We start from the raw sequence: 17,016 nt of genomic DNA, 5'->3' as shown, positions 1-17,016 counted from the left end.
GATTTCTTCGTCCGTCAATCTACGGATGCCAAGTCCCCTTAATCGTCATCGAAAAAATCAAATGTCTGCCTGCGTCGGGAGACAAGACGAAGAGAGCGATCCGGTTGAATGACATAGATCTCAGAAACGCGCCGACCGAATTGGTCTCGAAACTCGTGTGGCACGATGCTGCCCACAGGTGCTTTCGTCAGCTTGGTGCGAGGCTGGCCGCGATAGGTGATGCTACCGGGTATCGGTTCTAAGTTCGGCGAGAAGCCGTAAGTCGCGACGCCGGCGGTGCATCCGCCGAGCGAAACGCTGACAATGACCGCGGCAACTGAATTCCGCATCGTCTTTTTCCTTGATCTGGGCAGGCGGGCATCATCGCTCGACTGGCATTGGCCGCAAATCCGATAAGCGCGCTAAAAGACGGAAAGTTCCAATCGGCCCCGGACAGGTATCCCAAGCCTATGTGATGGAGTACCTCGCGCGCCGCTTTTTGATTCGTTGATTCCCATAATTGGCTCCTCTCTCAGGCCAAAACCGGCGAGAAGCTTGAACGTTCCGCAGGGCGCTCGTCGCTTTCGCCCCCAAGCGGACGCTTCCGCGCTTGTCGAGCGTAACTGCTGGAAGGGTCTCATGCCGCCGCTATCCCTCCGTGTGGCTTTCTTCGACCATTGACGGGCGAGAATTCGCCAAAAGCGCCGAAGTAAAATTCCCACGTTGCGCCGACGGGAGACACAAATGGACGAAGTCCTTGCGGACGTGATGATGGCCAGAATGGGCGGCGTGACAGGGCGTCGGACGTGTTCCGAATGCTAACCCGTGGGGCCCACGATTTGTTGGGGGAGGCACACACTCGGTTGGAACTATCGGACTTTGCTAGAGTTTCTTCGGTTACTAACCGATCTGCGGCCCGGATATAATGCAAAACCGGCCCCATGGCACTCATGGCACTACCATGTTCGAGGGCTTCAAACTTGAAACGATACCTGTAACAGCTGGCCAGCTGCGGGTGCGACATGGCGGAAGCGGTCCGCCTGTTCTATTGCTTCACGGCCACCCCCGGACCCACGTCACCTGGTGGAAGGTGGCGGAGCGGCTGGCAGACACCTTTCGGGTTATCTGTCCAGATCTGCCGGGATTTGGTCAATCCTATGTTCCGCAGGATACGCCTGACCACTCCGGCTCGTCGAAACGGGCCAAGGCTGCCGCATGCGTCGAGCTGATGGGGGCGCTTGGACATACTCAATTTGCCGTTGTCGGGCATGATCGTGGCGCCTACACCGCGTTTCGGCTCGCAATGGATCATCCCGACAGCGTCACGCACCTGGTCGTACTCGACGCTGTTCCAATCCTGGAAGCTCTCGAACGAACTGGTGAGCAGTTTGCGAGAAAATGGTGGCATTGGTTTTTCTTTGCCGTCCCTGATAAGCCGGAACGCGCAATCCTTGCCGATCCGGATGCGTGGTACGGCGGCGAAATGGAACCAATGGGTCAGGCTGCCTATGAGGACTTCCGAGCCGCCACCCGCAATCCTTCCGTTGTTCACGGTATGCTTGAAGACTACCGGGCTGGGCTGGGTGTCGATAGGCAACACGACCTCGCCGATCGGCGGGCCGGCCGGTTGATCGAGTGCCCGATGTTGTGTCTATGGTCCAGGTTGGACGACCTCGCGGATCTCTACGATGATGTTCTGGCGGTCTGGAGCCCCTGGGCAACGAACCTCGAGGGCCACTCCATCAGTTCAGGCCATCATATGGCTGAGGAAGCACCCGAGGAATTGTCGAAGGCACTTGCTCGCTTCCTAAGCCAAATCGAAATCTAGTCCTCTTCTGCAGCCTCACACCCGCCAGCCATCCCGCGAAGCGAAGCGGCCGTTATGTCGATCACCCTCCTCAAACCCCAATCTGGACGAACCGGTGAACAAAGGAGCCGCCAGGCGTTTCGCCGCCGGATCGCATGAAGGTAACTGCAAGCAATTCAAGGGAAAAATCAAGGAAAGTAGGGCAAACTCACCGACGACGATCTTGATCAAGTAAGGGGAAAAACAAGATCAGCTAGAAGTGAAGATTCAGGAAGCCTTACGGCCTCGAGAAGGATCGCGTCCGGCAAGAACATCGACGACTGGTATGGCCGGCAAACCTGGTGACGTTGTCTGCCCGCCTTGGCGGGGCGGACTATTTTGATTTAGGAGCGGCGGGAACCATTTGGAGCGAAGCTTTCCGCGTCCGGCACCAGATCAGAGGTCGAGGGGGCAGCTTAAAAGACCGCGTGGCACGAAGGCGACGTGGGCATTTTGAGACCCTCCGACTCCCTCGAGGGCCTCAAGTTTTTTTGAGGTGGCTGCAGCGCTCGCGCCGCTGGAGTCGAGCGAAAAGGAAGGGCAACCACTCCAATGCTCCGATATATTGCATCAACACTCCGTCTGGGCATGCAACAGGGCCGGTTTGAAAAGGGAGCCTCCGAATCCGCTCACCCATCACATCGGGTCATTGCCTTTCATCGCATTCGACATGTGCGTTTTGCATTTGTCGCTGTCGTTTGATGCAAGCGCGTCCTTTGCCATGGCTAGTTCTTTGTTGGCGTAGTCCTTCTTCATCTCGTCTTTGATGCTCTTTACGTCCTTCTCGAGCTTTGACATGTTCGATTGGTCACACACGATATCCGATAGGGCAAATGCGGGAGGCGTCGCTGCAACAAACAGCGCAGCTGCCGTTAACATTGTTTTTAGCATCGTGAATCTCCTCTTGATCCAGTAGATGTCGGACGAACCATCGAGCCAAACTCCCGTTCCTTTGTCAAAGTACACATCGTCGTGATCGAGATGTGAGCTTGCAGCAAGCCCCTTTCTGAAGTGACGCCTGAGCTCAGTCTGCCGCCGGCAGGTTCCGCGTGAAAGATTTCGCAGCGATCGTCTCCCCCCCACGCCACCCGCAGCTTCTTTGATTATCGTCAGCTGGAAATGTTGAAGTGGCTTGGCACGCGCGAGCTATGGATAGAGGCTGTCGCCTAGCGGCGTTCGGAAACGGTCATCCAAGCCGACGCGGCGGACCAGACATCGGCTGTGTCCTTCCCTTTTGGCCGTCTACTACTTCAACAGCCGCGAGAATTCCGAACGCTTCATCATTGCTGCGATGTTCAGCACGTGACGAAGTTCTCAAGCGGCTGTGGCCCGGTGGGCCACCGCGCGTCCGATCGTTGTTTGTAGTTCTTCCTGCGTAAACGGCTTTGTCATTCTCAAGAGCGCCTGAAGTCCCTCGTCGTCGGGCAACTCAGAATATCCCGAAGCAAGGATCACTGGGAGACCCGGATAGGACGAGAAAATCAAACGTGCCAGCTCCGCACCCGTCATGCCTGGCATCGCCTGGTCGCTGATAACGAGATCGAACGTATGTCCCGATCCAAGGATCTCGAGTGCGGTGGCTGCCGAAGATGCCTCCACAACGGTATGGCCGAGATCCTCCAGCATAGCGGCTGTCCCCATACTGACGAGAACATCGTCGTCGACTACAAGTACCCTCAAAGGACTTTGGACTTGGGAAACCTCGAGCGCGGTGGTTTCCAAGGGCGTGCTCGCCGGCACGGAATCTTCGGCGACGGGCAACCAAAGCGCGACGGTAGTGCCTTCGTCCTTTCTACTCGAAAGGCTCAACGCACCGCCGGATTGAGCTGCAAGGCCGTGGACCATCGACAAGCCGAGCCCCGTCCCTTTTCCCTGCCCCTTGGTGGTAAAAAATGGCTCGGTCGCGCGCGCCACAGTGGCCTCGTCCATGCCTTCACCGCTGTCCGAAACCGTTATTCGCACGTAGCGACCCGGCTTGAGGTTAACGGGCATCGATGTTAAATCCTCCTCAGCCGACACGACAAGCGTGCCGCCACCTACCATCGCATCGCGAGCGTTCACGAACAGGTTGAGCAAGGCAAGCTCGAGCTGGTTGCGATCGACGAGCAACGGCGGAAGAGATGCGGGAATGTGTTTTCGCACGTCGATGCCGGGGCCAAGAGCGCGGACGAGTATGTCTTCAATGTTTTGAAAAAGATCGAGGAAATCGATCGGTTGAGGTTTCAGTTCCTGACGACGGGCGAACGCCAGCAAGCGTTGGGTCAATGCGGCACCACGCTCGGCCGCCTGGATCGAGTTTTCGACCAGCCGCTCGCTCTTACCTCCCTGAGGGAGCTGCTTCTTCAAAAGCTTCAAACTGCCGAGGATCGCCATCAGCAGGTTGTTGAAGTCATGAGCAACACCGCCAGTCAATTGACCCACGGTGTCGAGCTTTTGCGCTTCGAACAGTTGCGCAAGCGCTGCCTCTCGTTCGCGCGTCCTCTGTTCGATGCGCTGTTCGAGTTCCTCATTGAGCTGCCGGAGTTCGGTCGCAGACGCCTCCAGCTCGGCTGTGCGCTCGCGGACTCGGTTCTCGAGTTCCGCATTGAGACGTTCGAGCTCGCGGGTCTTGCGGTAGAGATCCGCAAAGACCCTAACCTTGGCACGTAGGACATCCGGTACGATCGGGACCGAGACATAATCGACGGCGCCAGCGGCGTAACCGCGCAATCGGTCGGGTTCCGCCATCATGACGGCCGACACGAAGATGATCGCCGTGTTTTGGTATCGCGGATGCTCGCGGATCATGCTGACGAGTTCGAACCCGTCCTGTTCCGGCATGCACACATCGACCAGGATTACCGCGATGTCGCTTCGAAGAAGATGCTCCAGAGCTTCCCGTCCGGATTGCGCCTTCAGGAGATTTTCACCCAGATCCTGGAGGACCACTTCGTAGCTCAGCAATTTCGTCGGTTGATCATCGACAAGAAGAATGTTGACAGGATTCATGCCCAAACCCTCAACGATGAAGCCACATACGAAGAGCTGCCAGCAGTTGCTCAGTATTGACCGGCTTTGCAAGGTAATCCGAAGCGCCTGCCTCCAGGCATTTCTCGCGATCTCCCTTCATCGCCTTGGCCGTGAGCGCAAGGATGGGAAGCCTGCGGAATTTCGAATCCGATCGAATGACCTGCATGGTTTCATAGCCGTCCATCCCGGGCATCATGATATCCATGAGAACGATGGCAACGCCTGGTTCGTTTTGAAGGACCTCGATGGCTTCGCTGCCGGTCGTCGCTGTCAGCACCCGCATACCCCGCCGTTCCAGCACGCTGCTTAGCGCAAAAATATTACGCGCATCGTCATCGACGAGCAACACGGCCTCCCCGAGCAGATCCTCATCCGAACTGTGCAGCTTTTCGAGCATGGTTTGCTTCGCCGCGGGCATGTCAGCTACCACCCGATGGAGGAACAACGCGGTTTCGTCGAGGAGTCTTTCCGGCGATTCCACCCCCTTCACGACGACGCTGCGTGCCATGGAGTGTAGTCGTGCGTCTTCCTCCGGAGAGAGTTCTCGCCCCGTGAATACGACAACCGGCACTTCAACGATGTCATCGTCGTCCCGAATCTTCTCCAGAACCTCAAAGCCGGTCATGTCGGGGAGCGTCAGGTCTAGAACCACACAGTCGATGGGATCGTTACGGAGGGCGACCAGAGCCTCCGCACCGGACCCCACGCTCGCAATGTCGATGTCATGGTCACCAAGGAGTGCGGTGACGCTCAGGCGCTCGGCCTCGTTGTCTTCGACGAGAAGGAGGCGTTTGCGACGGGGCTCGGCGTAGTTTCTTAATCGCGAAAAAGCCTTGCCCACGCTATGTGCGGTGGTGGGCTTGGTCATGAACGCGAAGGCACCTCGCGCGAGGCCGTGCTGCCGGTCTTCATCGAGACTGATGATCTGGACCGGGATGTGTCGTGTTGCCGCGCTCTGCTTCAAATGGCTCAGTACGGTCCATCCGAGCATGTCCGGCAAGAAGATGTCGAGCGATATCGCGGCGGGTTTGAACTCATGGGCGAGATCCAATGCGTCGCTACCGCGGCTGGCGACCAGGACCTTGAAGCCGTTGTCACGGGCAAGGTCGACAAGAACCCGCGCATAGTGAGCGTCGTCTTCGATGATCAGAAGAACAACGTCGCCGGGTTCAATCACGCCGCGATCATCATCCATCTGTTCAGCCACTTTCTCGCCGCGCCATGCGGCTGCAGCCTCCGCCAGTTGCACCACATTGGTTGGAGCGGGAACAGATTTGAGCGCCGTCGACGCACCGATATATGTCAGCGGTAGAAAGAGCGTGAAGGTGCTGCCGATCCCGGGGGTGCTGCGCAACTGAATTTCTCCGCCAAGGAGGTTTGCTAGTTCTCGACTAATGGCGAGACCGAGCCCGGTGCCGCCGTATTTGCGGCTGGTCGAAGCGTCAGCCTGCTGAAATGCCTCGAAGATAATGCGTTGCTTCTCCGGCAAAATGCCGATCCCGGTGTCAGACACTTCGAACGCGATCACTGAGGGAGCGTGTTGGAGCGAGGGGTGATCCGAAGACCAGCCCTCCGTTGCCGCGGTCACCCGTAGCGTCACGCCGCCCTCTGCGGTGAACTTGAACGCGTTCGACAGCAGGTTCTTGAGGATCTGCTGCAATCGCTTGGAGTCTGTGATGACGCTTCTGGGAACGTCGTCGCCGATCTCCACCAAATAGCTGAGGTTGCGGTTTTCGGCCTCGTGGCGGAATGGCCTCGACATCATCTCCAGCAGGTTGTTGATGAATATCTCCTCAGCATCGACAGAAACGGTCCCGGACTCGATCTTCGAAAGGTCCAAGATATCGCTGATGAGGTTGAGGAGATCGGTGCCGGCTCCGTGAATTGTCTTGGCGAACTCCACCTGCTTACCCGACAGATTTCCGTCGGGATTGTCGCTTAGTTGTTGACCCAGAATGAGGATCGAGTTTAGCGGCGTCCGCAGCTCGTGGGACATGTTGGCAAGGAACTCGGATTTGTATTTCGATGTCAGTGCAAGTTCGGTCGCTTTTTCTTCCAGAGCCCGGCGGGCTTGCTCGATTTCCTGGTTCTTGCCTTCGACCTCGACGTTTCGCTCTTCGAGCTGCTGTGCTTTTTGTTCAAGTTGCTCGTTGGTCTGCTGCAACTCTCTCTGTTGGGTTTGAAGTTCCGTTGCCAGCTGCTGCGATTGCTTCAACAGTCCCTCTGTCTGCATGTTCGCTTCAATCGAGTTGAGCACAATCCCGATCGATGTCGTCAGCTGGTCCAGGAACGACAACTGCAGGTCTGTAAAATCGCCAGCCGAGGCTAGTTCGATGACTGCCTTGACCTGACCCTCGAATTGAACGGGCAGCACAATCGCGCTCTTGGGAAGTGCGGAAAACACGCCTGAACTGATCGGAACGACGTTGTCCGGCAGATTGGTAATGAGAATACGGCGTGCATCGCTCGCGCATTGTCCGATTAACCCCTGACCAAAATCCAGACGCGCCGGGTGGGTAGCATCGATCCCGTGGGCATAAGTCGACAAAAGCGAAAGTGTCGACCGGCGCTCGTCGCTATCAACCTTATAGATGACGCCCTGGTGTGCGCCGACCAGCGCTGCGAGCTCGGACAGCAGCATCCGCCCGACCAATGTCAGGTCGCGCTGCCCCTGCAACATATTGGTAAACCGGGCCAGGTTAGTCTTAAGCCAGTCTTGCTCGGTGTTGCGCTCCGTCGTGAGCCTTAGGTTGCCGATCATCGTGTTGATGTTGTCTTTCAACTCGGCCACCTCGCCGCGGGCCTCGACCTGGATTGAACGCGTCAGGTCACCTTTCGTCACAGCCGTCGCCACCTCAGCGATCGCTCTGACCTGCGTCGTCAGGTTTGCCGCGAGCAAGTTGACGTTGCCTGTGAGGTCTTTCCAGGTCCCGGCGGCGCCAGGAACGTTTGCCTGCCCGCCGAGCCGGCCCTCGACACCCACTTCGCGCGCCACGCTCGTGACCTGGTCGGCGAAGGTTGCAAGCGTACCCGTCATGTTGTTGATCGTCTCGGCAAGAGCGGCAACTTCGCCTTTGGAGGCAACCGTCAGGTTCTGCTTGAGGTCCCCGTTTGCAACAGCAGTCACCACCTTCACGATACCACGAACTTGCTCAGTCAGATTGGCAGCCATGACGTTTACCGTGTCGGTCAAGTCCTTCCAGGTTCCAGCGACACCCGGCACCTGCGCCTGTCCGCCGAGCTTTCCCTCGGTACCCACTTCGCGGGCCACACGCGTCACTTCGCCTGCAAAGGCGTTGAGCTGATCGACCATCGTGTTGATGGTGTTTTTGAGTTCGAGGATTTCCCCTTTGACGTCGACCGTGATCTTTCGGGAGAGATCACCGCGCGCGACAGCCGTGGTGACTTCGGCGATGTTGCGCACCTGGGTCGTCAGGTTGGCCGCAAGCAGATTGACGTTGTCGGTCAGATCTTTCCATGTGCCGGCGACACCGGGGACAACAGCCTGGCCACCGAGTCGGCCATCGGTACCGACCTCGCGCGCCACACGGGTCACCTCCCCCGCGAACGAGCGCAGCTGATCGACCATGGTGTTGAGCGTGTCCTTCAGGAGCAAGATTTCGCCGCGGACATCGACGGTGATCTTGCGCGACAAATCGCCGTTGGCAATTGCGGTCGCGACCTCGGCGATGTTGCGGACCTGGTCCGTCAGGTTGCCGGCCATCGAGTTGACGCTATCGGTCAAGTCCTTCCAGGTGCCCGCGACACCGGAGACCTGCGCCTGCCCCCCAAGCTTGCCCTCCGTCCCGACCTCGCGCGCCACGCGTGTAACCTCGCCGGCAAAGGCATTGAGCTGATCGACCATCGTATTGATGGTATTCTTGAGCTCTAGGATTTCGCCTTTGACGTCGACGGTGATCTTGCGCGAAAGATCGCCCCTTGCCACGGCCGTCGTGACTTCGGCAATGTTTCGCACCTGGCCCGTCAGGTTCGATGCCATGAAGTTCACATTTTCAGTGAGATCCTTCCAGGTGCCAGCAACGCCTGGAACCTGTGCTTGACCGCCAAGCTTGCCCTCGGTACCGACTTCGCGGGCGACGCGAGTAACTTCGGAAGCGAAACGGTTCAACTGGTCCACCATGGTGTTGAGCGTTTCTTTCAGTTGAAGGATCTCGCCTTTCACGTCGACGGTAATCTTGCGTGAAAGGTCGCCGTTGGCGATGGCGGTCGACACCTCGGCGATGTTTCGAACCTGAGCCGTGAGGTTACCAGCCATGGAATTCACACTGTCGGTCAAGTCCTTCCACGTGCCGGCAACGCCTGGGACTTGTGCTTGCCCGCCCAGACGCCCCTCGGTACCAACCTCACGGGCGACGCGCGTTACCTCCCCTGCAAAGCCATTCAGCTGGTCGACCATCGTATTGATGGTTTCCTTGAGCTCAAGGATTTCTCCCGACACGTCGACAGTGATCTTGCGCGAGAGATCTCCTCGGGCAACCGCGGTCGTGACCTGTGCAATGTTTCGAACCTGGGCCGTTAGATTGCCGCACATGGCGTTGACGGAGTCCGTCAAGTCCTTCCAGGTCCCGGCAACGCCTGGCACGAGCGCTTGGCCGCCGAGCTTTCCTTCCGTTCCCACTTCGCGTGCAACACGCGTTACCTCCGAGGCGAAAGAGCGAAGCTGATCCACCATCGTGTTTATGGCCTCTTTCAACTGCAAGATTTCGCCGCGGACATCGACGGTGATCTTTTTCGACAGATCGCCGTTGGCAACCGCGATCGTAACCTCGGCGATATTGCGCACCTGTGCCGTCAGGTTTGACGCCATCGAGTTGACGCTTTCGGTGAGGTCCTTCCAGACGCCGGTGACTTCAGGGACCTGCGCCTGGCCGCCGAGCTTGCCATCAGTGCCGACTTCACGGGCGACGCGCGTGACTTCCGAGGTGAATACGCTGAGCTGTTTGATCATTGTATTGACGATATTCGCGGATCTTAAAAACTCCCCCTTGAGGAGGCGACCATCGACGTCGAGCGGAACGGTCTGCAAAAGATCGCCTTTGGCGACTGCGGCAATCGTACGGGTTACGGCAGCCGTGGGCCATACGAGATCATCGATCAGCGTATTGATGGAGTCTTCCATATCGGACCAGGACCCGTCGGAAAGCCCGAAGCGGACTCGGGTGCTTGTGCGTCCGTCGCGCCCCACCACTTGACCAACGTGCGCTAGCTGCTGAGCCATCTTCTGGTTGGCGGCGACCAGGTCGTTGAAGGTATCGGCTATCTTTCCTGTGATACCATCCAGGTCAAGCCTCATCCTGACCGAGAAGTCTCCTCGCTTCATCGCGAGCAGTGCTTCGAACAAGGCGCGTGCGTCTTCGCCCGCCATGATTGCCGGGTCCAGAGGATCGACTGAGCCCATATTGTCACGCCGGACATCGCCACTTTGTCTTCCCACCTTGGTGTTCTCCGTTGAGGCAAGATAGATCTAGCGCTCGACCCACAAATTGCCATGGGCACCGCGCGGCTTGTTGGAACGCTCTGGTCCAATGGGACGCGATGCCTTCGACGAAGAAAAGCCAAGTTGCACAAAGCAGAAGAGGCGGGGGACATCCCGGTCAATGCCGGGCCACTTGTCTCGGCCCCCTTCTCAACATCAATGGGTGGAATGCAGACAGTACAAGGCGGTGGAAATTGTCTCCCCCGACCCAAGGTTGGTCGTAAGATGTTGGCGACGGTAACGGATTACATGATTCTACTCCTGAGTCGGCCGGATGTTGCCGACCGAGATCGCACCGGAAAGTACGCCCCTCCTGAGATCCGATCTTCCTCTTTCAATCTCGACCACGCTGTAAAGTTTTTCGGATCGAAACGCACTTGCCTGCAGCGTCGTTACGTCCTCCGCAGGAGCCGCGTCGACCTCCATGAAATCCAGCTCGCCGCCGGCCGCCACAACCCGGGCATCCCCGGCAGTGCGCGCAGCCACCACAACCACGCCGTGCGATGGAGCGTTTGCCCAGCGGGGATCATTTGCCTCCGCAATGGGAACAAGCCGGTAGACGTTGAGGGTTTCGACCGCTTCACCAGTCGCAACAACTCGCGCGTCCGCCATTTGCGCCTGGCTTTCGAGCGAGCGTCCGAACGTGGTTCCAGGTGCTGTTGGCTGGCTATTTCTGTCATCCGTTTCATTGTCGTTCGACATAGGATCCTCCCGATGTATTCACCGTGGCCTTTTGCCTGTAGGGATCAGATTCTGCCGTCACGTCGAGCCGTAAGCAACGGTAGGATCGCTGCACCCGGTGCTCCGGGACGAAAGTGTTGAACCACGCGGGCGAGTACGAGCGTTGTCGCCGCCGCTATGACGATCCTCAACCACAGATGGACGTCCCGGCGCGATGGAACGTCCAACCCCTCTGTTTTCGCATGAATTGGCACCAGCCGCGCCTGCAATTGAGCGAGCTCTCGGCGCAATTCTGCGATCTGCTCCTGTGGGGAAGGGGAGGCTTCCGGCACCTGCTCGTCTGCAGGGCTTTCTTCCTCGAGCTCAGCCAGATGTTCTTGCAACTGCGCGAGGTTTTCAAACCCCTTTGCTTTGATATTTACCATTGCAACTTCTCCATCGGAACGAACTTGGCGGCCGGCCATCAGTGAAACCCGCACGAGAGACGGTGGTTCCGTCCAAATGTGAAAAGACACCTGCGCTCGTTCAAGGGTTGATAGAGTTCATCGCGCCAGACGCCGGGAGGAGTTCAGGTGGCGAATTGCTTGCAAGCCTGGGCAAGGCAGTTCATAGGCGATGAGCCTGTGGTTAGAGGGCCCCCCGCGAGAGGATTGTTACGTAACCTGGGTGAAGCGCGCGCAACGACGTCGGCTGCACGGATCTTCAGGAGTTTCCGATCCTGCGGCAACGGCTCCATGTCACGCCTTTTTGCCTGGCCGACGACGTACCCTCCGTATGAAATTCCCAGGAACATTTTGAAAGGCCGAAGGTTTGCGCGCCAGTGATAGCGAATGCAGGTCCTTGCACTTCGCTGCCTGGTCGCTCCGTCAGATACGAGGTCCGAGATCATGACATACATTGCATCCCCAAGGACTGCGAAGGGCACGTTGGAGAGGTCGGCCGACTGTTACCAGTGCTTCTCGTCCATTCTTTCAGCTCATGAAGGGCGGGACAGTTGGCGAGACTTTGAAACCGAATTGGTCGCCGCGGCCGTCGAGGCTGGATGGGAAGAAGATGAGGTTCGCGCAGCTTTGAAGAGATTTCGCTCGGCCGATGAGGCCGCGAGCGCGAGTTCAGCAATGCCCGACGCCGAACAAAAGTCGTCCTCCGAGGCGCTCTCGGCTCAAAGGCCGACGGATGAACAAACCGAGGGCAACGAGTCTGCGCGAGGGCTTCAAGAGAGTGCCCAACGAGAGGAGCGCCGGATTGAACTCCAAAAAGGAAGCCCCCTGGCAAAAGGGGAGGAACGTTTCGAGGAGCGTTCGCGAAGCTCCGACGGCAAAAGCGCGGGAGAGAAACAAGACCCTAAGGCCTAAGGCATGAGGTGTCGCGATACGGGCGGGATCGAAGGGTTTGCAAATCCCATGTTGGCTCACCCTTACCTGTTCAATGTGGAAGCCTGCAAGCACGGACGCATGTCGAGCGGTATGAAAAGACTTACCAGGACAAGCATCGCTGCGGCCAAGCAGGAGGCGATTGAAGCCGCGGAAGTAGCAGCCGATACTGTTTCCGCAGGCGCATTTCTCGGTCCTGGTGGTTCAACGCGGTGCTTTGCAGGGTGGGTTGGCGGCGTCTGACGAAACACGGTAATGACTTTACGCGACGAGGGGCACAGGTCATTGACGATGACTGTGGCTTCGCTGGAAGAAACCACCTGGCAATTAGAGGATGGGACTGCTCGAAATCAAGGAACCGAACATGCATCTTATCCAGATCTTACTGCCTCTCAAACGACGGGATGGGCAACCGTTCGGTTCCCAAATGTTCGATACCGTTCGGCATCAACTTGCGGAGGCCTTCGGCGGCATAACGTTTTACAGGAATGCTCCCGCGGAAGGAAATTGGGTATCCGGAGCTGAAATGGAGCGTGATCAGATCGTCGTGGCGGAAGTAATGACAGAAAACCTCGACCAGCTATGGTGGCGGGTTTATCGCCATGAATTGGAGTGCGCGTTTGGCCAGCAAGAGATTGTCATTCGAGCGTTGCCGATCAAGCGGCTTTAAGTTCTTTCGCCGTCGCTGGATGCATTGTTGGTCAGGTTCACAAAGCAAGGATCGGACTGCCAAGGCAGGCCTGTATCGAGCTGAAACTCGCCCCTGCCCGCAGTGACAAAACTTGAACCCATCAATCGATGGGAGAATGAAGGTGGCGTAATTGCACACTCACCTTTTGAGCACTCCTTTTGAGGCTTCGTCGAAGCCCGATATGGCGCGCACTCCGCTCCTTTTTGCGAGGTGTCAGTGCGCATTCGGCCCAAACTCGCAATCCAAGATCTTGCCTTCACACGAAGGGTCTTCGAAACGGCTTGCGCCAAAACGCAACATTCCACGTACCAGCAGGCCCTCCTACTTGCAAACTTCATCGCGATGAGTATCGGTTTGGAAATACGGATGAAACCTCCCTACCAGAACGCTATCTGGTTCGGAACCGCCGGGTTGCGCCTGCTGCTGAGGGCAGCTCACCCAGCGTTTTCAAAAGCGAAGCGAGACAGGCTCTCGATTCCGCCATCGGGCTTCAGGGAACATTCCGCATCGGCAACCGTTCTCGAATACCGATGATCGATTCCCGCAACGGATCAAAGGCAGGGCTTCCATCGATAGTTTTAAGAATGGAGTCCTATTGTGTAGCACGGTTCGTATACCACGCGCGCTCTAAGACCCTGAACTGCCCCCACTTTCGACCGGACACTCAGCATAAGCAGGAAGGCTCAAGCACAGGCTTGAGGATAGGCTTATGTCTAACGAGTTTCGACAGGTTGACCTGATGATCGGTGACGTCCGGCGGCGGCGCTGGACAACGGAACGCAAACTGCAGATCATCGAGGAGAGCTATGCCCCAGGGGAGACGGTTTCCTCTGCGGCTCGGCGGCATGGAGTTGCGCCAAACCTTCTCTATCGCTGGCGTCGGCTCTTGAGCGAGGGAGGTGCGGTGGCGGTGGACTCCGACGAGCCGGTAATCGGCAATTCTGAGGTGAAGAAGCTGGAAGATCGAGTGCGCGAGCTTGAGCGCATTCTCGGACGCAAGACGCTGGAGAACGAGATTCTTCGCGAAGCCCTTTCCAAAGCCCAGTCAAAAAAACCGATATCGCGGCCGATATTGTTGCCGAAGGGCGGTTCCCGATGAAGGCGGTGGCGGAGGCCTTACACGTGTCGCGTTCTAATCTCTCCGAACGTCTGAAGGGCAAGTCCAAGCCTCGCGGACCCTACCTCAAAGCGGACGATGCCGAGCTGCTGCCTGCCATTCGCAAGCTGGTGGATGCCAGGCCAACTTATGGCTATCGGCGGATCGCTGCCCTTCTCAACAGGCAGCGGCGGGCCGCCGATCAGCCGGTCGTCAACCGCAAGCGGGTCCACCGCATCATGGCCAACCACGCCATGATCCTTGAGAAGCACACCGCCGTGCGCAAGGGCCGCGTCCACGACGGCAAGGTCATGGTGATGCGGTCGAACCTTCGTTGGTGCTCCGATGGCCTGGAGTTCACCTGCTGGAATGGCGAGGTGGTCCGCCTTGCTTTCATCATCGACGCGTTTGATCGAGAGATCATCTCGTGGGCGGCCGTCGCCAATGCCGGGATCGCCGGTTCTGACGTCCGCGATATGATGTTGGAAGCAGTCGAGAAACGCTTCGGTGGCACGCGTGCCCCACATGCCATCGAACATCTGTCCGATAACGGCAGCGCCTACACAGCAAAGGAAACCAGGCTGTTTGCTCAGGCCCTCAATCTGGTCCCGTGCTTCACGCCGGTCGCCAGCCCTCAATCAAACGGTATGTCGGAGGCTTTCGTCAAAACCCTGAAACGCGACTACATACGCATCTCACCCATTCCCGACGCCGACACAGCGCTCCGGAACATCGATGGATGGATCGAGGATTACAACGAAATCCATCCGCATTCAGCGCTGAAAATGGCATCCCCAAGGGAATTCATCAAAGCATTGTCTCAATAGCTGACTTGTCCGGCGAAATGGGGGGCACTCCAGACCCCGTCCAAAGGGACGCGGTCATTTCTTTTGGCGCGCAGGTACTATTTCAAGATGCGAGCGTTCTCACTTTGTCTTGATACCGTTTCCCCGATAGAGGGTTAGGCGCAGGGCTTCCACAAATGTCCCCAGTGAAGTCTCTCGACAAGATCCCCTAGCCTCGTCGCGCCCCGACGGAGCCATTCCTTTTCATGTCCCCAAGATTTCGCGGAAGCAGTTTGCTTCGTTTAGACACGACGGTCGCAGCATCTCGTTGTTCAACCGGAGGAACTAAAGCTCGCCCCTAAACGGCGCCCAAAACACTCAGGATAGTACCCTAGCCCTGCAGGCAAGTTTTTAAGCCGAGTCGTCCGACGGAACCTTTCCCCTCACCAAAGATTACATAACATATAGCTAAATTAGTGAGGTCGAAATGAACACGATACATAGACTTCTGATAAGCACCGGTCTGACCGTGGTGTCGGCAGGTTTCTTATCCATAGCCGTCCCGGCGCAAGGGCAAATCGCCGAGCGCTCCATTTTCCCGGGTCAGTGTGGCCCGATTGGAGACGCAAACAAGATCAATGGAGCCGGAGGAGCACAATGTGAGCGATTGCCGGCGACAAACGCAATCGCCCCGACAACAACGAATGGGAAAACGGATCGGACCGGCACCAGTGCGGGCGGTAACACCAACCCGGGTACTCCTGTTAGCGGCGGTGATCCCGGCACCGGCGGCGGCGGTGATCCCGGCACCGGCAGCGGCGGTGATCCTGGCACCGGCGGCGGCGGTGATCCCGGCACTGGCGGCGGCGGTGATCCCGGCACCGGCAGCGGCGGTGATCCTGGCACCGGCAGCGGCGGTGATCCTGGCACCGGCAGCGGCGGCGGTCCTGGCACCGGCAGTGGCGGCGATCCTGGCACCGGCAGCGGCGGTGATCCTGGCACCGGCAGTGGCGGCGATCCTGGCACCGGCAGTGGCGGCGATCCCGGCACCGGCAGTGGCGGCGATCCTGGCACCGGCAGCGGCGGTGATCCCGGCACTGGTTCGACGGGTGATTGAATAACAATCAAAACCCCGCCCCCCGCGGGCCGCACTTGCCCGCCCTCTGGAGGCGCTGCCTTTTACCGTGCCTACCACTCCAAAAACTATGCGCCTGATGCGCCTTAGCGAAACTGCCATCGCCGCAACAGAGACAGGAACCGATTAAGGTCGGGAAGCAGAAGCCCAATTCGGGCCCAGCGCTTTTCCAACCTCCTGGCCCAACAAAGCACACTGTCCCGGCCCCGTCGTTGACTTCAGGACCGTTTCTTATTGGGAGGCCAGGAACCTTTTCATAACGCAAGCGTTTCTCAATTGTTCTGATCCCGTTTCCCCGATCGAGATCAGGCCCGAGCTTCACGATCGTCCCCAGTGAAGTCTCTTCGATAAGCGCCTCTGGCCTCGTCGTCCCGCGACGGGGCCATTCCTTTTTGTGATCCCTCGGTCGCTTCCAGGCTCCGTCTCCGTGCCAGCCCCTAGCAATAGACTATTCGAGCAGCGATTTCCCCGCCCTGGACTGACAACGACACCAGACCAGCCCTTCCGTCCCTGCGGTTCGCTTTCAGACGCGGGGCCAAGATCCTCCACATATCAAGCGGCATCGTGAACTGGTCCTTAGGCGACACGCAAATCTGGTCCGCCAAGGGTGTTTAGTTACTCTCCATACCGGCTGCCGTCGTGGACTTTCTGTAGAAGCCCGCTACGGCGCTTTTCTCGTAGCCTGTAGCTGTCGCCACGGATTGTGATGACGTGACTGTGATGCAGCAACCGATCAAGGATAGCAGTTGCCACGACGGGGTCGCCGATACCCGCGCCAGCCACCCGTCTCGATGTATCGCTGTACCGTCGTGCGCGAGCATCCCAGCTCCGCCGCGTGCCCCACCCCAGCTTCTTGAGCCACAGCATCGCAGTCACCTCGTCCGGTTCGAGCATCGCTTCTCTCCGCGCCAATCTCGCGGAGAT

At 58.1% G+C, this 17,016-nt stretch carries 12 protein-coding genes and 1 pseudogene; 6 read left to right on the top strand and 7 right to left on the bottom strand.

The window, feature by feature from the left end; genetic code table 11:
* Window positions 1-38 precede the first annotated feature (38 nt).
* Window positions 39-329, bottom strand: a complete 291-nt coding sequence (locus ASE71_RS24840) for a hypothetical protein (protein WP_034800005.1) — start codon at window positions 327-329, stop codon at window positions 39-41.
* 611 nt (window positions 330-940) lie between these two features.
* Here ASE71_RS24840 and ASE71_RS24835 point away from each other — a divergent pair.
* On the top strand, window positions 941-1,807 hold the full coding sequence (locus tag ASE71_RS24835) for an alpha/beta fold hydrolase (RefSeq protein ID WP_060520798.1): 867 nt from the start codon (window positions 941-943) through the stop codon (window positions 1,805-1,807).
* Window positions 1,808-1,901: 94 nt separating this feature from the next.
* Window positions 1,902-2,131 (top strand): annotated as a pseudogene (locus ASE71_RS37515) (CsbD family protein).
* Window positions 2,132-2,461: 330 nt separating this feature from the next.
* Here ASE71_RS37515 and ASE71_RS24830 read toward each other — a convergent pair.
* The 5 genes from ASE71_RS24830 to ASE71_RS24810 all read right to left on the bottom strand — a co-directional run bounded on the left by ASE71_RS24830 (window position 2,462) and on the right by ASE71_RS24810 (window position 11,437).
* Window positions 2,462-2,716, bottom strand: a complete 255-nt coding sequence (locus tag ASE71_RS24830) for a hypothetical protein (RefSeq protein WP_034800008.1) — start codon at window positions 2,714-2,716, stop codon at window positions 2,462-2,464.
* Between the two features lie 423 nt (window positions 2,717-3,139).
* On the bottom strand, window positions 3,140-4,813 hold the full coding sequence (locus ASE71_RS24825; protein WP_060520799.1) for a response regulator: 1,674 nt from the start codon (window positions 4,811-4,813) through the stop codon (window positions 3,140-3,142).
* Between the two features lie 10 nt (window positions 4,814-4,823).
* Window positions 4,824-10,253 carry a HAMP domain-containing protein gene (locus ASE71_RS24820; RefSeq protein WP_060520800.1) on the bottom strand — a complete coding sequence of 1,810 codons (5,430 nt, stop codon included), beginning with the start codon at window positions 10,251-10,253 and terminating at the stop codon, window positions 4,824-4,826.
* Between the two features lie 333 nt (window positions 10,254-10,586).
* On the bottom strand, window positions 10,587-11,033 hold the full coding sequence (locus ASE71_RS24815) for a hypothetical protein (RefSeq protein WP_060520801.1): 447 nt from the start codon (window positions 11,031-11,033) through the stop codon (window positions 10,587-10,589).
* Window positions 11,034-11,077: 44 nt separating this feature from the next.
* Window positions 11,078-11,437, bottom strand: a complete 360-nt coding sequence (locus ASE71_RS24810; RefSeq protein WP_034800013.1) for a hypothetical protein — start codon at window positions 11,435-11,437, stop codon at window positions 11,078-11,080.
* 693 nt (window positions 11,438-12,130) lie between these two features.
* On the opposite strand from ASE71_RS24810, the gene ASE71_RS24805 reads away from it, so the two are divergent.
* From ASE71_RS24805 to ASE71_RS24785, 4 genes are all read left to right on the top strand, one after another.
* A complete protein-coding gene (locus ASE71_RS24805; protein ID WP_060520808.1) occupies window positions 12,131-12,367 on the top strand; it encodes a hypothetical protein in 237 nt (78 codons plus the stop codon).
* Between the two features lie 352 nt (window positions 12,368-12,719).
* Window positions 12,720-13,055 carry a hypothetical protein gene (locus ASE71_RS24800; protein WP_244496933.1) on the top strand — a complete coding sequence of 112 codons (336 nt, stop codon included), beginning with the start codon at window positions 12,720-12,722 and terminating at the stop codon, window positions 13,053-13,055.
* A 730-nt stretch (window positions 13,056-13,785) separates the two neighbouring features.
* Window positions 13,786-14,999, top strand: a protein-coding gene (locus ASE71_RS24790; RefSeq protein WP_113544754.1) for an IS3 family transposase whose coding sequence is annotated in 2 segments (ribosomal slippage) — window positions 13,786-14,122 and window positions 14,122-14,999 — 1,215 coding nt in all. Because the reading frame shifts where the segments join, the coding sequence is not laid out codon by codon here.
* A 596-nt stretch (window positions 15,000-15,595) separates the two neighbouring features.
* A complete protein-coding gene (locus ASE71_RS24785) occupies window positions 15,596-16,078 on the top strand; it encodes a hypothetical protein (protein WP_156400744.1) in 483 nt (160 codons plus the stop codon).
* A 629-nt stretch (window positions 16,079-16,707) separates the two neighbouring features.
* On the opposite strand, the gene ASE71_RS37110 is transcribed toward ASE71_RS24785, so the two are convergent.
* Window positions 16,708-17,016, bottom strand: a 309-nt coding sequence (locus tag ASE71_RS37110) for an ATP-binding protein (RefSeq protein ID WP_244497385.1), incomplete at its 5' end; no start/stop codon positions are given.

Origin of the sequence: Ensifer sp. Root954, from assembly GCF_001429005.1 — a bacterium.
In the GTDB taxonomy this organism is placed as follows: domain Bacteria; phylum Pseudomonadota; class Alphaproteobacteria; order Rhizobiales; family Rhizobiaceae; genus Ensifer; species Ensifer adhaerens.
The sequence above is the reverse complement of the archived record's forward strand: the minus strand, read 5'-3'. Positions and strand labels throughout refer to the sequence as shown.